Origin of the sequence: Mameliella sp. AT18, assembly GCF_028807275.1 — a bacterium.
GTDB lineage: Bacteria > Pseudomonadota > Alphaproteobacteria > Rhodobacterales > Rhodobacteraceae > Antarctobacter > Antarctobacter albus.
In genome coordinates, this window is the sequence record NZ_JARAMO010000046.1 from 1 (window position 1) to 14,239 (window position 14,239).

A 14,239-nucleotide genomic window follows, 5' to 3' on the forward strand; every position below is an offset into this window, starting at 1 on the left:
CCCCGGAGGTATTTTCGGCCCAAAGAAACTTGCGTAGTCCCGGTGTGGCCTAGCCGCCCTTGACGCCCGCGACGTTGACGTAGAGCGCGTAGAGAGATTGCGAGGCGGCCATGAACAGGCGGCTGTTGGCGCGCCCGCCGAAGCAGACATTGGCGCAGCGTTCCGGCAGGGCGATGCGCCCGATGGGGCGCCCGTCGGGCGCGAAGACCATGACCCCGTCGAGACCGGGATCGCCCATGCCCCAGCCGCACCAGAGGTTGCCGTCCACGTCGCAGCGCATCCCGTCCGGTGTGCCCGGCCCCGCGTCGATCTGAACGCGGCGGTTGGACAGGCTCTGCCCGTCCGCACCGACGTCATAGGCCAGGATCTTGCGGTTGGGCGTGCCGCGGGATTCGACGATGTAGAGGAGGCTTTCGTCCGGCGAAAAGCACAGGCCGTTGGGGCCGAGGATGCCGTCGGCCACCAGGGAGGCCTGCCCCGTTTCCGGGTCCAGCCGGTAGACCGCCTCGGGCAGTTCGGGGTCAGAGCGGTAGCCCTCGTAGTTTCCGAGAATGCCGAACACCGGGTCGGAGAACCAGATCGAGCCGTCTGATTTCACGATGATGTCGTTGGGCGAGTTCAGGCGCTTGCCGTCGAATCTGTCCATCAGCACGGTGATCGTGCCATCATGTTCGGTGCGGGTGATGCGCCGCGTTCCATGTTCGCAGGAGATCAGCCTGCCCTGCCGGTCGCGCGTGTGGCCGTTGGCGTAGTTCGACGGCGCGCGGTATTCGCTGACGGCGCCCGTTTCCTCGGTCCAGCGCATGATGCGGTTGTTGGGGATGTCGCTCCACAGGAGGTGGCGGGCGTCGCCGAACCAGGCCGGGCCTTCGGCCCAGCGCAGGCCCGTCGCCAGCCGTTCGATCCCCGCCAGCGGCAGGCGGTACTTGTCGAAGGCTGGATCGAGCGATTGCACCGCCGGGTCGGGATAGCGCGTCGTCGGCGCCCAGCCGTTCGGGAATAGGTCCTTGTCGCTCACCTGTCGTCTCCTCCTGCTGACGTGGAGACGAAACTCGGGCGTGGCCGCGCGATTGTAAAGGCTCAGCGATGCTTTAGCGCGATCCCCTGCCCGGCCTCGGGCGGGGTGCCCAGCGCGCGGTGTGCCGCCAGCACCTGCGCCAGCCTTTCGGCGACCTGCGGCTGCCAGGCCTCGGCGCGGCGGGTGTCGAGGTTGAAGCCCAGCATCTTGGTCTCGTTGGTGGCGCTTGGCCTGCCATCGGCGTCCAGCACGCGGTGGAAGAGGACGAACCGCTTGACGTCCAGGTCCAGAAGCTGCGTCTGGATGGAAAACGCCGCGCCTTCGGCCAGTTCGCCGGTATAGGTGACGTGGTTCTCGACGATGGCGTATTCATGGCCCGCGCGGGCCTCGATCGTCTGGACGGGCGCGTTGATCCAGTTCCAGAAGGCCCAGTTTGCCTGGTCGCAGATGGTCAGGTAGTGGGCCATGTTCAGGTGGCGGTATTCGTCCACCCAGTCGGGTTTGACCCGGTTGCGCACCAGTGTCAGCGGGGCCGCGATCTCCCCGGTCCAGTCGTGCAGGAAGGTTTCGGTCTCCAGCATCAGCGGCCCTTCCAGACCGGATCGCGCTTTTCGGACACCGAGGCGATGCCCTCGACCGCGTCTTCGCTGTCGTAGACGCGCCCGTAGGCAGAGAGGTTGCCGGCGCGCATGCGGTCAAAGGCTGCGCAATCGCCCAGCCCGTCGGTGGCGCGGTCGATTTCCTTGATCGCCTGCAGCGAGAGCGGCGCGGAGGCGGCGACACGGTTTGCCAGCTCCAGCGCGGCGTCCATAAGCCGATCCGCGGGCACCACGGTATTGACGACGCCCCAGCGGTGCAGCTCTTCGGCCCCGGCGCGGCGGCCGGTCATCAGCATTTCCATCGCCACCGCGCGCGGCAGGCGGCGCGGCAGGCGGATCACCCCGCCGCTGTCGGGCACGACGCCGATGGTGGCCTCGGGCAGGGCAAACTCGGCGTGGTCGGCGGCGACGATCATGTCCGCCGCCAGCGCCAGTTCGAACCCGCCGCCCAGCGCCAGCCCGTTGACGGCGGCGATGACGGGTTTGGTCAGGTCCCAGTATTCGGTCAGCCCGGCGAAGCCGCCGACGCCCTGATATGCATCCGCCGCCTCGCCTTCGGCGGCGGCCTTGAGATCCCAGCCGGCGGAAAAGAAGCGTTCACCGCCCCCGGTCACGATGCCGACGGAGAGCGTGTCGTCCTCTTGCAGGCTGCGAAACGCCTCACCCAGCGCGATGCTGGTGGCGGCGTCAATCGCGTTGGCCTTGGGCCGGTCCAAAGTCACCAGCAACACGCGCCCGCGCCGCTCTGTCGTCACATCGCTCATGTCTCTACCAGTCGCGCCAGGTAGGCGCCGTAGCCGGATTTTCCGAACATGCGGGCGCGTTCCATCAAGGCATCCGCATCTATCCAGCCCTGTTGATAAGCGATCTCTTCGGGGCAGCCAACCTGCTGGCCCTGCCGTTCCGACAGGGTGCGGACGAAATTGCCCGCATCCAGGAGCGAGCCATGCGTGCCGGTGTCCAGCCAGGCATAGCCGCGCCCCATCTGCTGCACGTTGAGTAGCCCTTCGTGCAGGTACATCTCCAGGAGCGACGTGATTTCCAGCTCTCCACGTGCCGAGGGGGCAACCGCGCGCGCCCGGTTCGGTGCGCTGCCGTCGAGGAAATAGAGCCCGGTGACCGCGTAGGGTGACGGTGCCTTGGTCGGCTTCTCGATAATCGAGCGCACCGTGCCATCGGGGCCGAAGTCCACCACGCCGTAGCGTTCCGGATCGGCGACCCGGTAGCCGAAGACCGTGCCGCCCGCCTCTTGCGCATCGGCGGTGCGCAGCTGTTCCGGCAGCCCGTGGCCGAAAAAGATGTTGTCCCCCAGCACCATAGCCGAGGGCGCGCCATTGAGAAAGGATTCGGCCAGCAGATAGGCCTGTGCCAGCCCGTCCGGAGAAGGCTGCACCACATAGTCCAGCGACAGTCCCCACTGGCTGCCATCACCCAGCGTGCGGCGGAACTGGTCCTGGTCCTGTGGCGTGGTGATGATGCAGATCTCGCGGATGCCGGTCAGCATCAGCACCGACAGGGGGTAGAAGATCATCGGCTTGTCGTAGATCGGCACCAGCTGTTTCGAGATACCCATCGTGATCGGGTACAGCCGTGTGCCCGATCCGCCCGCCAGAATGATGCCCTTGCGCCTGGTCATGCGACCCCCTGAAATCCCTGCGTTCCGCCCTAGTGCCCCCCTACTCTGTCAAGAGTGTGGCGAAAGGGGAAACAATCAGTGCCCTGACGCCCCGCTTGCGCCTTACTGTTGCCGCCTGACTTGGTTAAAAGGGCGTCGAACTCTGCACCGATGGGGGCCCTATGCTCGACGTTCAAGCCACAGCCTTGCCTGGTGTGCTCATCCTGACGCCGCGCCGGTTTGGCGATGCGCGCGGCTATTTCAGCGAAAGCTGGAACCGCAAGCGCATGGCCGAACACGGGATCGACCTGGATTTCGTGCAGGACAACCACTCGCTCTCGGCCGAGGCCGGCACCCTGCGCGGGCTGCATTTCCAGGCGCCCCCCCATGCCCAGGACAAGCTGGTGCGCTGCGGGCGCGGGCGGTTGTTCGACGTGGCGGTCGACATCCGGGTGGGCTCTCCGACCTATGGCAACTGGATCGGGGTGGAGCTGAGTGCCGAGAACGGACGGCAAATTCTTGTGCCACGCGGGTTCCTGCACGGGTTCGTCACGCGCGCGCCCGACACCGAAGTGATCTACAAGTGTTCGGATTACTACGCCCCCGACTGCGAAGGTGCGGTGCGCTTCGACGATCCGGCCATCGGCATCGACTGGGGCCTGGAGGGGCCTCCGATCCTGAGCGAAAAGGACGCCGCGGCGCCAGTGTTCAACAAGCTCAACAGCCCGTTCGCATGGGAAGGCACAGCATGAAACTGCTGATCACGGGCGGCGCCGGGTTCATCGGTTCGGCGGTGGTGCGGCAGGCGATTGCCGCAGGGCACGAGGTGGTGAACCTGGATGCGCTGACCTATGCCGCCTGTCTCGACAACCTGGCCTCGGTCGCGGACGATCCCGGCTATGCCTTTGAACATGCGGACATCCGTGACCGCGCCGCGCTGGACCGGGTCTTCGCGCAGCATCGCCCGGACGCGGTGATGCACCTTGCCGCCGAAAGCCATGTCGACCGCTCGATCGACGGGCCGGGCACCTTCATCGACACCAATGTCATGGGCACCTTTCACCTGCTGGAGGCGGCGCGCGCCTACTGGACCCGCGCGGGCCGGCCCGAGGGCTTCCGCTTTCACCATATTTCCACCGACGAGGTCTTTGGCTCTCTGGGGCCGGAAGGACAGTTCACCGAGGAAACACCCTATGATCCGCGCTCGCCCTATTCGGCGTCCAAGGCGGGGTCGGACCACCTGGTGCGCGCCTGGCACGAAACCTACGGCCTGCCCGTCGTCCTGACCAATTGCTCGAACAACTACGGGCCGTTCCATTTCCCGGAAAAGCTGATCCCGGTGGTGATCCTGAACGCGCTTGCGGGCAAGCCGCTACCGATTTACGGCGACGGCTCGAACGTGCGCGACTGGCTTTATGTCGAGGATCACGCAGAGGCCCTGCTCCTCGTGGTGCAAAAAGGCGCGGTAGGGCGCAGCTACAACATCGGCGGTGAGAACGAGCGCACGAACCTGGAACTGGTGCAGACGCTCTGCGCGATCCTCGACCGGAAGCGCCCGCGCGACAGCGGGTCCCATGCCGACCTGATCACCTTCGTCACCGACCGGCCCGGCCATGACGCCCGCTATGCCATCGACCCGGCGCGCATCCGCGCCGAACTGGGCTGGCGGCCCTCGGTGACGGTGGAGGAAGGGCTGGAAAGGACCGTCGACTGGTATCTTGCGAACGAGCCGTGGTGGCGGGCCCTGCAGGCCCGGCAAGGGGTGGGAGAGCGGCTGGGGGTGAGCGCATGATCCTGGTCTTCGGCCGGACCGGACAGGTCGCGACAGAGTTGCAACGCCTGGGAGAGGTCACCGCCTTGGGGCGCGACCAGGCCGATCTGGCGGACCCCGAGGCCTGCGCAGAAGCGATCCGCAGCCGCCGACCCCGGGTCGTCATCAACGCCGCCGCCTACACGGCGGTCGACCGGGCCGAGGACGAAGAGCCGCTGGCCACCACGATCAACGGCGCGTCCCCCGCCGCGATGGCCCGCGCCTGTGCCGAGACCGGGACCCCACTGGTCCATATCTCGACCGACTATGTCTTTGACGGGTCGGGCACCCGCCCCTGGTCGCCGGACGATCCCACCTGTCCGATCAATGCCTATGGCCGGTCGAAACTGGCCGGCGAAACCGGCATCCGCGCGGCGGGCGGCCCTCATGCCATCCTGCGGACCTCCTGGGTTTTTTCCGCGCATGGCAACAACTTCGTCAAGACGATGCTGCGGCTGGGCGCGGAACGGGACCGGCTGGGTATCGTCGCCGACCAGGTGGGCGGCCCCACCTCTGCCGCCGCCATCGCGCGGGTTTGCCTGACCGTGGCAGAGGCGCTGTGTCAGCATCCGGACAGGACCGGCACCTATCATCTTTCCGGCGGGCCGGATGTCAGTTGGGCCGATTTCGCCCGCGCGATCTTTGCCCGTGCAGGGCTGACGCCCAAGGTGGCGGATATTCCCAGCAGCGCCTACCCCACCCCGGCGGCCCGCCCGCACAACTCGCGTCTCGACAACACGGCGCTTATGCGGGCCTTCAACCTGGGCCGTCCGGACTGGCAGGCGGATCTCGACGAGGTATTGCGGGACCTCGGTCGCCTCTAGGCCGCGCCCAACGCACGCGTTGCGCCGAGGCTAGCGCCGCACCACCACCTCGGCGCCGCGCGCGGGCGGCTCTTCGTCCACCAGCACCTCGGGAAAGCCTGGCGCCCGTACGGACAGGCCCGCCGCGTGTTCCAGACGCTCGATCATCCGGTCGGACTGGGCCCGGTCGCCCATCCGCTGCTGGCCGTCGCGGATCATCGAGATCACCAGCGGCGAGAGTTCCAGCGGCACGCCATGCTCATCTGCCAGCGCCTGGAACAGGCCGATATCCTTCATCACCAGGTCCAGCGCGAAGTCCACGTCGCGGCTGCCGGACAGGATCAGCTGGCTTTCGGTCTCGTGGACAAAGGAATTGCCCGAGGAAATGCGGATTGCCTCATAGGTCGTGGCCATGTCCAGCCCCGCCGCCTGCATCGTCGCCAGGGCCTCGCACAGCGTCAGCAGGTTGGCGGTGGCCAGGTAGTTGGTCATGACCTTCAGGCGCGAGGCGGTGCCGACCTCGCCGGTGTGCAGCACCTGTCGCCCGAGGATCGTCAGAAGCGGCAGAACCGCCTCGAAACTGTCGCGCGGCGCACCGCAAAAGACCGAGATATTGCCCGTCGCCGCCCGGTGGCACCCGCCCGAGACCGGTGCCTCGATGGCGACGGCGCCGGTTTCGGACACCCGCGCCGCCTGGGCCACGATCACCGCCGGGTCGGTGGTCGACATCTCGACCCAGGTCTTGCCCAGCCCCATCTCGGGCAGCATCTCGGCCAGAACCGCCTCCGAGGCGGCGGGGCTGGGCAAGGAAGTGATGACCACGTCGCAGCGGGTCATGACCTCTGCCGCCGATGCCGCCGCCTCGGCGCCCGCCGTGACCATCCCGGCCAGGCGCGTCTCGTCGAGGTCGAAGACCGTCAGTCCGACGCCGTTGCGCAGCAGGTTGCCTGCCAGCTTGGCGCCCACTGCGCCCAGTCCGATGAATCCCGTCTGCATCCGTACCTCCTGTTTGTGGCCAGCCTGCGACGACACCCTGTGCCCGGTCCGCACCGTTTGCGACATGAAACTTGTGCGCCGCGTCGCAGGCCCCTAGCGTTTCGGCATGACGTCGCCCAGCAATAGCCCCCGGCAGAACCCACTGACTGGCCTCGCCCCCTTGGCACAGCGCCGGCGGCACGCCGCGATCCGGGTTTGGGCTGACTGATGCCGCGGACCTGCATCGACACCCCTACCGGCCCCTTCGAGATCACCGAAACCGAAGGCGCCATAACCCGGGCCACCTGGACCCGGAGCGATGCAAGCGACGACACGCCCTTGCTGCGACGCGCGGCGGACCAGGTGGCCGCCTATTTCGCCGGGCGCCTGACCACCTTCGACCTGCCCTTGCGGGTGGCGGCAAGCCCCTTTCAGAAGCAGGTTTGCGCACAGATCGCCGCGATCCCCTTTGGCGAGACCCTGACCTATGGCGACATCGCCCGCACCCTTGGCGCGCCGCCACAGGCAGTGGGGCGCGGCTGTGGCGGCAATCCGATTGCCCTGATCATCCCCTGCCACCGCGTGCTGGGCCGCGACGGGCTGGGCGGGTTTTCCGGCGGCGCCGGGGTCGAGACCAAGGTCTGGCTGCTGCGTCACGAGGGGGCGGGCGGATTGCTGATCTGACGGGGCAGCTCCATCCGTCGCCAAAGAATTGGTGACGGCTGCCTTTCCATGCTGATCGACACGCTTTTGGTTGTCCGACCCGGCATAAACCCGGATTTGAGTGTATCCGCCGCCCCCGATCCGGCCTGGACGGAATGTCCTGACGTCACAAGATGTCTGCCCTTGGAAACCGGATCATCCTGCTTGTGATCCCGCCCAGCCCTCGGCAACCGCCCCCAGCATCAACCGGCCCCACGCGGTCTGAGCCACGGGCCGGGATCAGTCGCGCTTGGGGTCGCGCGGATAGACGCCCAGGATGTCCAGCATGTCGGTGAAGTAATCGAGCTCTTCGAGCGCGCGCTTGACGCCGGGATCTTCGGGATGGCCCTCGATGTCGGCATAGAATTGCGTCGCGGTGAAGGAGCCGTTGACCATGTAGCTTTCCAGCTTGGTCATGTTGACACCGTTGGTCGCGAAACCGCCCATCGCCTTGTAGAGCGCAGCCGGGATGTTGCGCACCTGGAAGATGAAGGTGGTCATCATCCCGTGGCTGCCCCGGCGCGAGATGTCGGGTTCCGGCGCCATCAACAGGAAACGCGTGGTGTTGTGGGCGTGATCCTCGATGTGGCGGGCCAGGATGTGCAGCCCGTAGATCTCGGCCGCGAGGTCCGATGCCAGCACGCCCTCATCGCGCAGTTCCGCCTTGGCCAGCTCGGCGGCTGCCCCGGCGCTGTCCGCCGCGGCGATTCCCTGGATGCCGTATTTCGACAGGAAACTCTGCGCCTGCGGCAAGAGCACCAGGTGCGCGCGCACCCGCTCCAGCTCCTCGATCTGCACGCCGGGCAGTGCCATGAGGCTGATGTGCACGCGCACAAAGGCCTCGTCGACGATGCGCAGGCCCGATTCCGGCAGCAGCCGGTGAATGTCCGCGACGCGCCCGTAGGTGGAATTCTCGACCGGCAACATGGCAAGGTCCGCCCGGCCCTCGCGCACCGCGGAAATCACGTCCTCGAAGTTCCGGCAGGGCAGCACCTCGGCGCCCGGACGGGCCTCGGTGCAGGCCTGGTGGGAATAGGCGCCAAGCTCTCCCTGGAAGGCGATCCGCTGTGTCATCTGTGGCCCTCGTCGCAAATCCCGCCGCACGCGGGCGATTGGTCGCGCCTTCTACCGCTTGCCCAAGGGGATGGAAAGCAATAGATACGCGCCCGACAGAGATCCAAGCAGACAGGGCTTCCCATGTTCGATACCATGACCTTTACCAAGATCGTCGGCGGCCTGTGCGGCGCCTTGCTGATCTTCCTGATGGGCAAATGGGCTGCGGAGAGCCTGTACCACACCGGCGGCGGCCACGGCGGCGAAGAACATGCCGCAGGGTTTGCGATCCAGGTGGAAGAAGGCGAACCCGTCGAAGAGGAAGAGGTTGATTTCGCCGCGCTGATGGCCTCGGCCGACGCCGGCAAGGGCGAACGCGTCTGGGGCAAGTGCCGCGCCTGCCACAAGCTGGACGGCTCCGACGCCGTCGGCCCGCACCTCGACGGTGTGGTTGGACGCGCTGTGGATGCCGTGGAAGGCTTTGGCTACTCGGGCGCCCTGGAACAGGCGGCGGACGTGTGGACGCCGGAAAACCTGTTCCACTTCCTCGAAAACCCGCGCGGCTTCGCACCCGGCACCGCGATGGGTTTTGCCGGCCTGCCCAAGGCCGAGGATCGCGTGAACCTGATCGCCTACCTGCAGACGACCGGCGGCTGATCCGACCGCATCGCGCGCTTTCAAAGGGCCGCCCCGACCGGGCGGCCTTTTTCATGCGCAATTGCCGCGCAGGCTGCCGCCGACACGGTGGCGGAGCCCCCTTAAGGCGTTGACGTTTCCGTAATCTCGTCTTGAATGTGGTCGCGCGGAAAACTTAGCTTAGAATTAACAAAGAATACCGCTCAATTACCGGGCCGAACCGCCGGTTGACAGGGAGATGACCATGACGATCCAGGCCAAACGACCACATCGCCGCAGCACGACCCGGGCCCGCGCCCTGCCGGACCTTCGGTTCGTCGCCACCGGGGCCCTTGCCATCGGCGTGGCGTTGCTGGGCGTGGCCGCTCTGGCGCAGGACGGAGACGAAAAGATCGTCACCTCGCATGGCTATTCCTATTTCGGCAACCTGGACTACCCGGCGGACTATGCGCATTTCGATTTCGTCAACCCGGACGCCCCCAAGGGCGGCGAACTGGTGATCGGCGCCACCGGCACCTTCGACAGCCTCAACCCCTATTCGCGCAAGGGCCGCCCCGGCACCCTGACCACCGTGATGTATGACCAGCTGATCGAGTCGGTCGAGGATTCGGTTGGCCAGTACTACTGCATCCTCTGCGAGAGCATCGAATACCCCGAAAGCCGCGACTGGGTGATCTTTCACATGCGTGAGGACGCCAAGTTCTGGGACGGCACCCCTGTCACAGCCGAGGACGTGGTCTATTCGCACAAGCTGTTCATCACCCAGGGCCTGCCGTCCTACGCGCAGGCGGTCGGTCGCATGGTCACAAGCGCCGAGGCGCTGGACACCTACACGGTCAAATTCACCTTCGACCCCGAACTGACCAAGCGGTCGCGGATCGAGACCGTGGGCTCGACCCCGGTGTTTTCCAAGGCATGGTTCGAGGCCGACCCGGAAAACCGCCGCCTGGACGAGCCGCGGCTGGAGGTGGCGCTGGGGTCCGGCCCCTACAAGCTGGAAACCTACGAGGTGAACCGTCACATCGTCTATGAACGCGATCCCGAGTACTGGGGCAAGGACCTGCCCTACAACGCCGGCCGCTACAATTACGACAGCATCCGGGTCGAGTATTTCGCCGACCAGACCGCGTCTTTCGAGGCGTTCAAGGCCGGGACCTATACCTTCAAGGTGGAAAGCGATCCCAAGCAATGGGCGACCGCCTATAACTTCCCCAAGGTCGATGAAGGCGTCGTCAAGCTGGAGGAAATCCCCGACGGCAGCCCGCCGAACCCGACCGGGTTCGTCTTCAACCTGGCCAAGCCGCAGTTGCAGGACAAGCGCGTGCGCGAGGCGATTGCCCTTGCCTACAACTTCGAGTGGTCGAACGAGTCGCTGCTCTACGGGCTGTATTCTCCGCGCAGCTCATTCGTCGAGGGCACCCCGGTCGAGGCCAAGGACGTGCCCGAGGGCGCGGAACTGGAGTTCCTCAAAAGCCTGGGTGACATCGTGCCCGCGGACCTTCTGGAAGAACCGGTGCGGGTGATGCACTCTTCCGACCCTGCCCGCCTGCCCGACCGTGGCAACCTGCGCGCGGCCTCGCGGCTCTTGTCCGAGGCCGGCTGGGAAGTGGGCGACGACGGCATCCGCCGCAATGCGGATGGCGAGACGCTGAAGGTCAACATGCTGATCCCGACCAATATCGAACCCTCGGTCGAGGCGATGCATGAGTCCTTTGTCCGCAACCTCGTCCAGATCGGTGTCGATGCAACCTTTGAACGGATCGACCCCTCGCAATACACGCTGCGCCGCCGTGAACGCGATTACGACGTGCTGTACTCCACCCGCTATGGCGCCTTCCTGTCCACCGGCGGCGGGTTGACGCAGATGTACGGATCGCGCGAGGCCGAGTTCAGCCTGTTCAACCCCGCGGGCCTTGCCAGCCCGCTGGTCGACGCGATCATCGAGGCCAGTTTCGACGCCCAGAGCCAGGCGGATACCGACGTCGCGCTGATGGCTCTGGACCGCGCGCTGCGCTACGAGTTCTTCGTGATCCCGACCGGGTATATCGCCGACCACTGGGTCGCCTACTACGACATGTACGAACGCCCCGAACAGATCCCGCCCTACGGACTGGGCTATCTGAGCTTCTGGTGGGTGAACCCCGAGAAGGAAGCGGCGCTCAAGGCGGAAGGTCAGCTGGACTGACATGGGAGCCTACATTCTCCGACGCATACTGCTGATCATCCCCACGCTGCTGGGGATCATGATCATCAACTTCGTGCTGGTCCAATTCGTGCCAGGCGGCCCGATCGAGCAGATCATTGCCCAGATCGAGGGCCAGGGCGACGTGTTCGGCGGCTTTGCCGGCGGCTCGGACTCCCCCGATGCCGGCAGCATGACCCCGGGCGATGAAACCTATGCGGGCGCCCGGGGCCTGCCACCGGAATACATCGCAGACCTGGAACGGCAGTTCGGCTTCGACAAACCGCCGCTGGAACGCTTCCTGAACATGATGTGGAATTACATCCGCCTCGATTTCGGCGAGAGCTATTTCCGTTCGATCGGCGTGATCGACCTGGTGCTGGAAAAGATGCCGGTCTCGATCTCTCTGGGGCTGTGGTCGACCCTGCTGGCCTACCTGATCTCGATCCCTCTGGGCATCCGCAAGGCCGTCCGCGACGGCACCAGCTTTGACACCTGGACCTCCAGCATCATCATCGTCGCCTATGCCATTCCCGGGTTTCTCTTTGCGATCCTGCTGCTGGTGCTTTTTGCCGGGGGCTCCTACTGGCAGATCTTCCCGATCCGCGGGCTGGTCTCCGACAACTGGGAAGACCTGAACATCTTCATGAAGGTCGCGGACTACTTCTGGCACATCGCCCTGCCGATCACCGCCTCGACCATCTCTGCCTTTGCGACGCTGACTCTGCTGACCAAGAACAGCTTTCTGGACGAGATCAAGAAGCACTATGTCATGACCGCCCGCGCCAAGGGCCTGTCGGAGGATCGCGTTCTGTATGGCCATGTCTTCCGCAACGCCATGCTGATCGTCATTGCCGGTCTGCCGGGCGTCTTCATCGGCGTCTTCTTCGGCGGCTCCATCATCATCGAGACGATCTTTTCGCTCGACGGCCTTGGGCGCCTTGGCTTCGAGGCGGCGGTGGCGCGCGATTACCCGGTGATCTTCGGCACGCTTTTCATCACCTCGATGATCGGGCTTGTCGTCGGGCTGATCTCTGACCTGATGTATGTGGTCGTCGATCCGCGCATCGACTTCGAAAAGCGGGAGGGCTGAGACATGGTCGCGAATCCCCAGCCCGAGACCACCCCGGACACGCAGCCCGCCGTCACCGTGCCGCCGGAGCCGAAAAAAGGGTTGTTTTCCCTGTCGCCGCTGAACCAGCGGCGCTGGAACAACTTCAAGCGCAACCGCCGCGCCCTCTGGTCGCTGTGGATCTTCGTGATCCTTTTCGGCCTGTCGCTCTTTGCCGAGTTCATCGCCAACGACAAGCCGATCATGGTGCGCTATCGCGGTGAGACCTTTACCCCGATCTTCAACTTCTACCCCGAAACCCAGTTCGGCGGCGATTTCCGGACAGAGGCCGCCTATCGCGATCCCGAGGTGCGCTGCCTCATTATCACCGGCGGGCTGGATGCCTGTTTCGACGATCCCGACGGGTTGATCGAGAACGCCGAGGCCGGCGTGCTGACGGATGACAATTTCCACAAGGGGATGATCCTCTGGCCGCTGATCCCCTACAGCTATGACACGCCCGTGGACCGGCGTGGCGCCGCACCCCTGCCTCCGAACGAGCAGAACTGGCTAGGCACCGACAAGGGCAAGCGCGATCTGCTGGCGCGCGTCATCTACGGGTTCCGCCTGTCGATCCTGTTCACGCTGATCGTCACAGCCTGCGCCTCTGTCATCGGCATCGTGGCCGGGGCGCTACAGGGCTATTTCGGCGGCTGGCTGGACCTGATCTTTCAGCGGGTGATCGAGATATGGGGAGCGACACCGTCGCTTTATATCATCATCATCCTCTTCGCGATCCTGGGGCGAAGTTTCTGGTTGCTGGTCTTTCTCACCATCCTCTTTGGCTGGACGGCGCTGGTGGGCGTGGTGCGGGCGGAATTCCTGCGTGCGCGCAACCTGGAATATGTCCGCGCGGCCAAGGCGCTGGGGGTCTCTAACTGGACCATCATGTTCCGGCACATGCTGCCCAACGCGATGGTGGCGACGCTGACCTTCATGCCCTTCATCGTCACCGGCACGATCTCGACGCTGGCGGGGCTCGACTTCCTCGGCTTCGGCCTGCCCTCCTCGGCGCCGTCGCTGGGCGAAATGACCCTGCAGGCGAAACAGAACCTGCAGGCGCCCTGGCTGGCCTTCACCGCCTTCACGGTCTTCGCGATCATGCTGTCGCTGCTGGTCTTCATCTTCGAAGGTGTCCGCGACGCATTCGACCCCAGGAAAACCTTCTCATGAGCGCATTGCTTCAGGTCAGCGACCTCAAGGTCAGCTTCCGCCAGGATGGGCAGACCATCCCGGCGGTCAAGGGCGTGTCCTTTGATATCCAGAAGGGCGAAACCGTCGCGCTGGTGGGCGAGTCCGGCTCTGGCAAGTCGGTCACCGCCTTGTCGACCGTGTCCCTGCTGGGGGACTCCGCCCGTGTCGAAGGCTCGGTCCTCTACAACGGGGCCGAGATGATCGGCGCCGCGGACAAGCGCCTGCGCGACGTGCGCGGCAATGACATCAGCTTTATCTTCCAGGAGCCGATGACCTCGCTCAACCCGCTGCACACGCTGGAAAAGCAGATCCGCGAGAGCCTGGAACTGCACCAGGGGCTGACCGGCGCCAAGGCCCGCGAACGGATCATCGAACTCTTGACCAAAGTCGGCATCCGAGACCCCGAAAGCCGGCTGGGGTCCTACCCGCACCAGTTGTCGGGCGGGCAACGGCAGAGGGTCATGATCGCGATGGCGCTGGCCAACGGGCCGGAACTCTTGATCGCGGACGAGCCGACCACCGCGCTCGACGTGACGATCCA

The 14,239-nt window shown here is 65.5% G+C and carries 14 protein-coding genes and 1 pseudogene; 9 read left to right on the forward strand and 6 right to left on the reverse strand.

The features are described 5' to 3' along the window. Positions 1–49: 49 nt before the first annotated feature. From PVW46_RS06050 to rfbA, 4 genes are all read right to left on the reverse strand, one after another. Positions 50–1,018, reverse strand: coding sequence for an SMP-30/gluconolactonase/LRE family protein (locus PVW46_RS06050; RefSeq protein ID WP_069209146.1), 969 nt, complete (start codon positions 1,016–1,018; stop codon positions 50–52). Between the two features lie 62 nt (positions 1,019–1,080). Beyond that, on the reverse strand, positions 1,081–1,599 hold the full coding sequence (locus PVW46_RS06055) for a thioesterase family protein (protein WP_069209147.1): 519 nt from the start codon (positions 1,597–1,599) through the stop codon (positions 1,081–1,083). After that, positions 1,599–2,381 carry an enoyl-CoA hydratase-related protein gene (locus PVW46_RS06060; RefSeq protein WP_069209148.1) on the reverse strand — a complete coding sequence of 261 codons (783 nt, stop codon included), beginning with the start codon at positions 2,379–2,381 and terminating at the stop codon, positions 1,599–1,601. The genes PVW46_RS06055 and PVW46_RS06060 overlap by 1 nt, the downstream gene beginning before the upstream one ends. Further along, positions 2,378–3,253, reverse strand: coding sequence for a glucose-1-phosphate thymidylyltransferase RfbA (gene rfbA, locus PVW46_RS06065; RefSeq protein WP_069209149.1), 876 nt, complete (start codon positions 3,251–3,253; stop codon positions 2,378–2,380). Before rfbA ends, PVW46_RS06060 begins: the two co-directional genes overlap by 4 nt. 161 nt (positions 3,254–3,414) lie before the next feature. On the opposite strand from rfbA, the gene rfbC reads away from it, so the two are divergent. From rfbC to rfbD, 3 genes are read left to right on the forward strand one after another with little or no spacing between them, the layout of a single operon-like run. Next, positions 3,415–3,984: a dTDP-4-dehydrorhamnose 3,5-epimerase gene (gene rfbC, locus PVW46_RS06070; protein WP_069209150.1), complete on the forward strand. Its 570-nt coding sequence runs from the start codon at positions 3,415–3,417 to the stop codon at positions 3,982–3,984. Continuing rightward, positions 3,981–5,024 carry a dTDP-glucose 4,6-dehydratase gene (rfbB, locus tag PVW46_RS06075; protein WP_069209151.1) on the forward strand — a complete coding sequence of 348 codons (1,044 nt, stop codon included), beginning with the start codon at positions 3,981–3,983 and terminating at the stop codon, positions 5,022–5,024. Before rfbC ends, rfbB begins: the two co-directional genes overlap by 4 nt. Next, positions 5,021–5,866 (forward strand): dTDP-4-dehydrorhamnose reductase, encoded by an 846-nt coding sequence (rfbD, locus tag PVW46_RS06080; protein WP_069209152.1) that lies wholly within the window; start codon positions 5,021–5,023, stop codon positions 5,864–5,866. Before rfbB ends, rfbD begins: the two co-directional genes overlap by 4 nt. A gap of 30 nt (positions 5,867–5,896) precedes the next feature. On the opposite strand, the pseudogene PVW46_RS06085 reads toward rfbD, so the two are convergent. After that, a pseudogene (locus tag PVW46_RS06085) lies at positions 5,897–6,916 on the reverse strand (NAD(P)-dependent oxidoreductase); the annotation flags it as partial. Positions 6,917–7,048: 132 nt separating this feature from the next. Between PVW46_RS06085 and PVW46_RS06090 the strand changes: the two are divergent. Then, on the forward strand, positions 7,049–7,504 hold the full coding sequence (locus PVW46_RS06090) for a methylated-DNA--[protein]-cysteine S-methyltransferase (RefSeq protein WP_069209154.1): 456 nt from the start codon (positions 7,049–7,051) through the stop codon (positions 7,502–7,504). 258 nt (positions 7,505–7,762) lie between these two features. Here the strand turns inward: PVW46_RS06090 and PVW46_RS06095 are convergent, their stop codons facing one another. Beyond that, positions 7,763–8,596: a prephenate dehydratase gene (locus tag PVW46_RS06095; RefSeq protein ID WP_043136480.1), complete on the reverse strand. Its 834-nt coding sequence runs from the start codon at positions 8,594–8,596 to the stop codon at positions 7,763–7,765. A gap of 123 nt (positions 8,597–8,719) precedes the next feature. Here PVW46_RS06095 and PVW46_RS06100 point away from each other — a divergent pair, with 123 nt between their 5' ends. From PVW46_RS06100 to PVW46_RS06120, 5 genes are all read left to right on the forward strand, one after another. Beyond that, positions 8,720–9,232 (forward strand): c-type cytochrome, encoded by a 513-nt coding sequence (locus PVW46_RS06100; protein WP_069209155.1) that lies wholly within the window; start codon positions 8,720–8,722, stop codon positions 9,230–9,232. A 223-nt stretch (positions 9,233–9,455) separates the two neighbouring features. Then, on the forward strand, positions 9,456–11,396 hold the full coding sequence (locus tag PVW46_RS06105; RefSeq protein ID WP_083242267.1) for an extracellular solute-binding protein: 1,941 nt from the start codon (positions 9,456–9,458) through the stop codon (positions 11,394–11,396). Between the two features lies 1 nt (position 11,397). Then, entirely contained in the window at positions 11,398–12,486 is a 1,089-nt protein-coding gene (locus PVW46_RS06110; protein ID WP_043136473.1) for a microcin C ABC transporter permease YejB, read from the forward strand. A 3-nt stretch (positions 12,487–12,489) separates the two neighbouring features. Beyond that, positions 12,490–13,677, forward strand: coding sequence for an ABC transporter permease (locus tag PVW46_RS06115; RefSeq protein ID WP_083242252.1), 1,188 nt, complete (start codon positions 12,490–12,492; stop codon positions 13,675–13,677). Beyond that, on the forward strand, positions 13,674–14,239 hold a 566-nt coding region (locus tag PVW46_RS06120), incomplete at its 3' end, for an ATP-binding cassette domain-containing protein (protein WP_274575231.1). The genes PVW46_RS06115 and PVW46_RS06120, both read left to right, overlap by 4 nt.

What these genes read in the sequence shown, in the direction of transcription:
- PVW46_RS06055 (WP_069209147.1), bottom strand. Translation starts at nt 1,599, where the DNA reads ATGCTGGAGACCGAAACCTTCCTGCACGACTGGACCGGGGAGATCGCG.
- PVW46_RS06060 (WP_069209148.1), bottom strand. Translation starts at nt 2,381, where the DNA reads ATGAGCGATGTGACGACAGAGCGGCGCGGGCGCGTGTTGCTGGTGACT.
- rfbA (WP_069209149.1), bottom strand. Translation starts at nt 3,253, where the DNA reads ATGACCAGGCGCAAGGGCATCATTCTGGCGGGCGGATCGGGCACACGG.
- rfbC (WP_069209150.1), top strand. Translation starts at nt 3,415, where the DNA reads ATGCTCGACGTTCAAGCCACAGCCTTGCCTGGTGTGCTCATCCTGACG.
- rfbB (WP_069209151.1), top strand. Translation starts at nt 3,981, where the DNA reads ATGAAACTGCTGATCACGGGCGGCGCCGGGTTCATCGGTTCGGCGGTG.
- rfbD (WP_069209152.1), top strand. Translation starts at nt 5,021, where the DNA reads ATGATCCTGGTCTTCGGCCGGACCGGACAGGTCGCGACAGAGTTGCAA.
- PVW46_RS06090 (WP_069209154.1), top strand. Translation starts at nt 7,049, where the DNA reads ATGCCGCGGACCTGCATCGACACCCCTACCGGCCCCTTCGAGATCACC.
- PVW46_RS06095 (WP_043136480.1), bottom strand. Translation starts at nt 8,596, where the DNA reads ATGACACAGCGGATCGCCTTCCAGGGAGAGCTTGGCGCCTATTCCCAC.
- PVW46_RS06100 (WP_069209155.1), top strand. Translation starts at nt 8,720, where the DNA reads ATGTTCGATACCATGACCTTTACCAAGATCGTCGGCGGCCTGTGCGGC.
- PVW46_RS06105 (WP_083242267.1), top strand. Translation starts at nt 9,456, where the DNA reads ATGACGATCCAGGCCAAACGACCACATCGCCGCAGCACGACCCGGGCC.
- PVW46_RS06110 (WP_043136473.1), top strand. Translation starts at nt 11,398, where the DNA reads ATGGGAGCCTACATTCTCCGACGCATACTGCTGATCATCCCCACGCTG.
- PVW46_RS06115 (WP_083242252.1), top strand. Translation starts at nt 12,490, where the DNA reads ATGGTCGCGAATCCCCAGCCCGAGACCACCCCGGACACGCAGCCCGCC.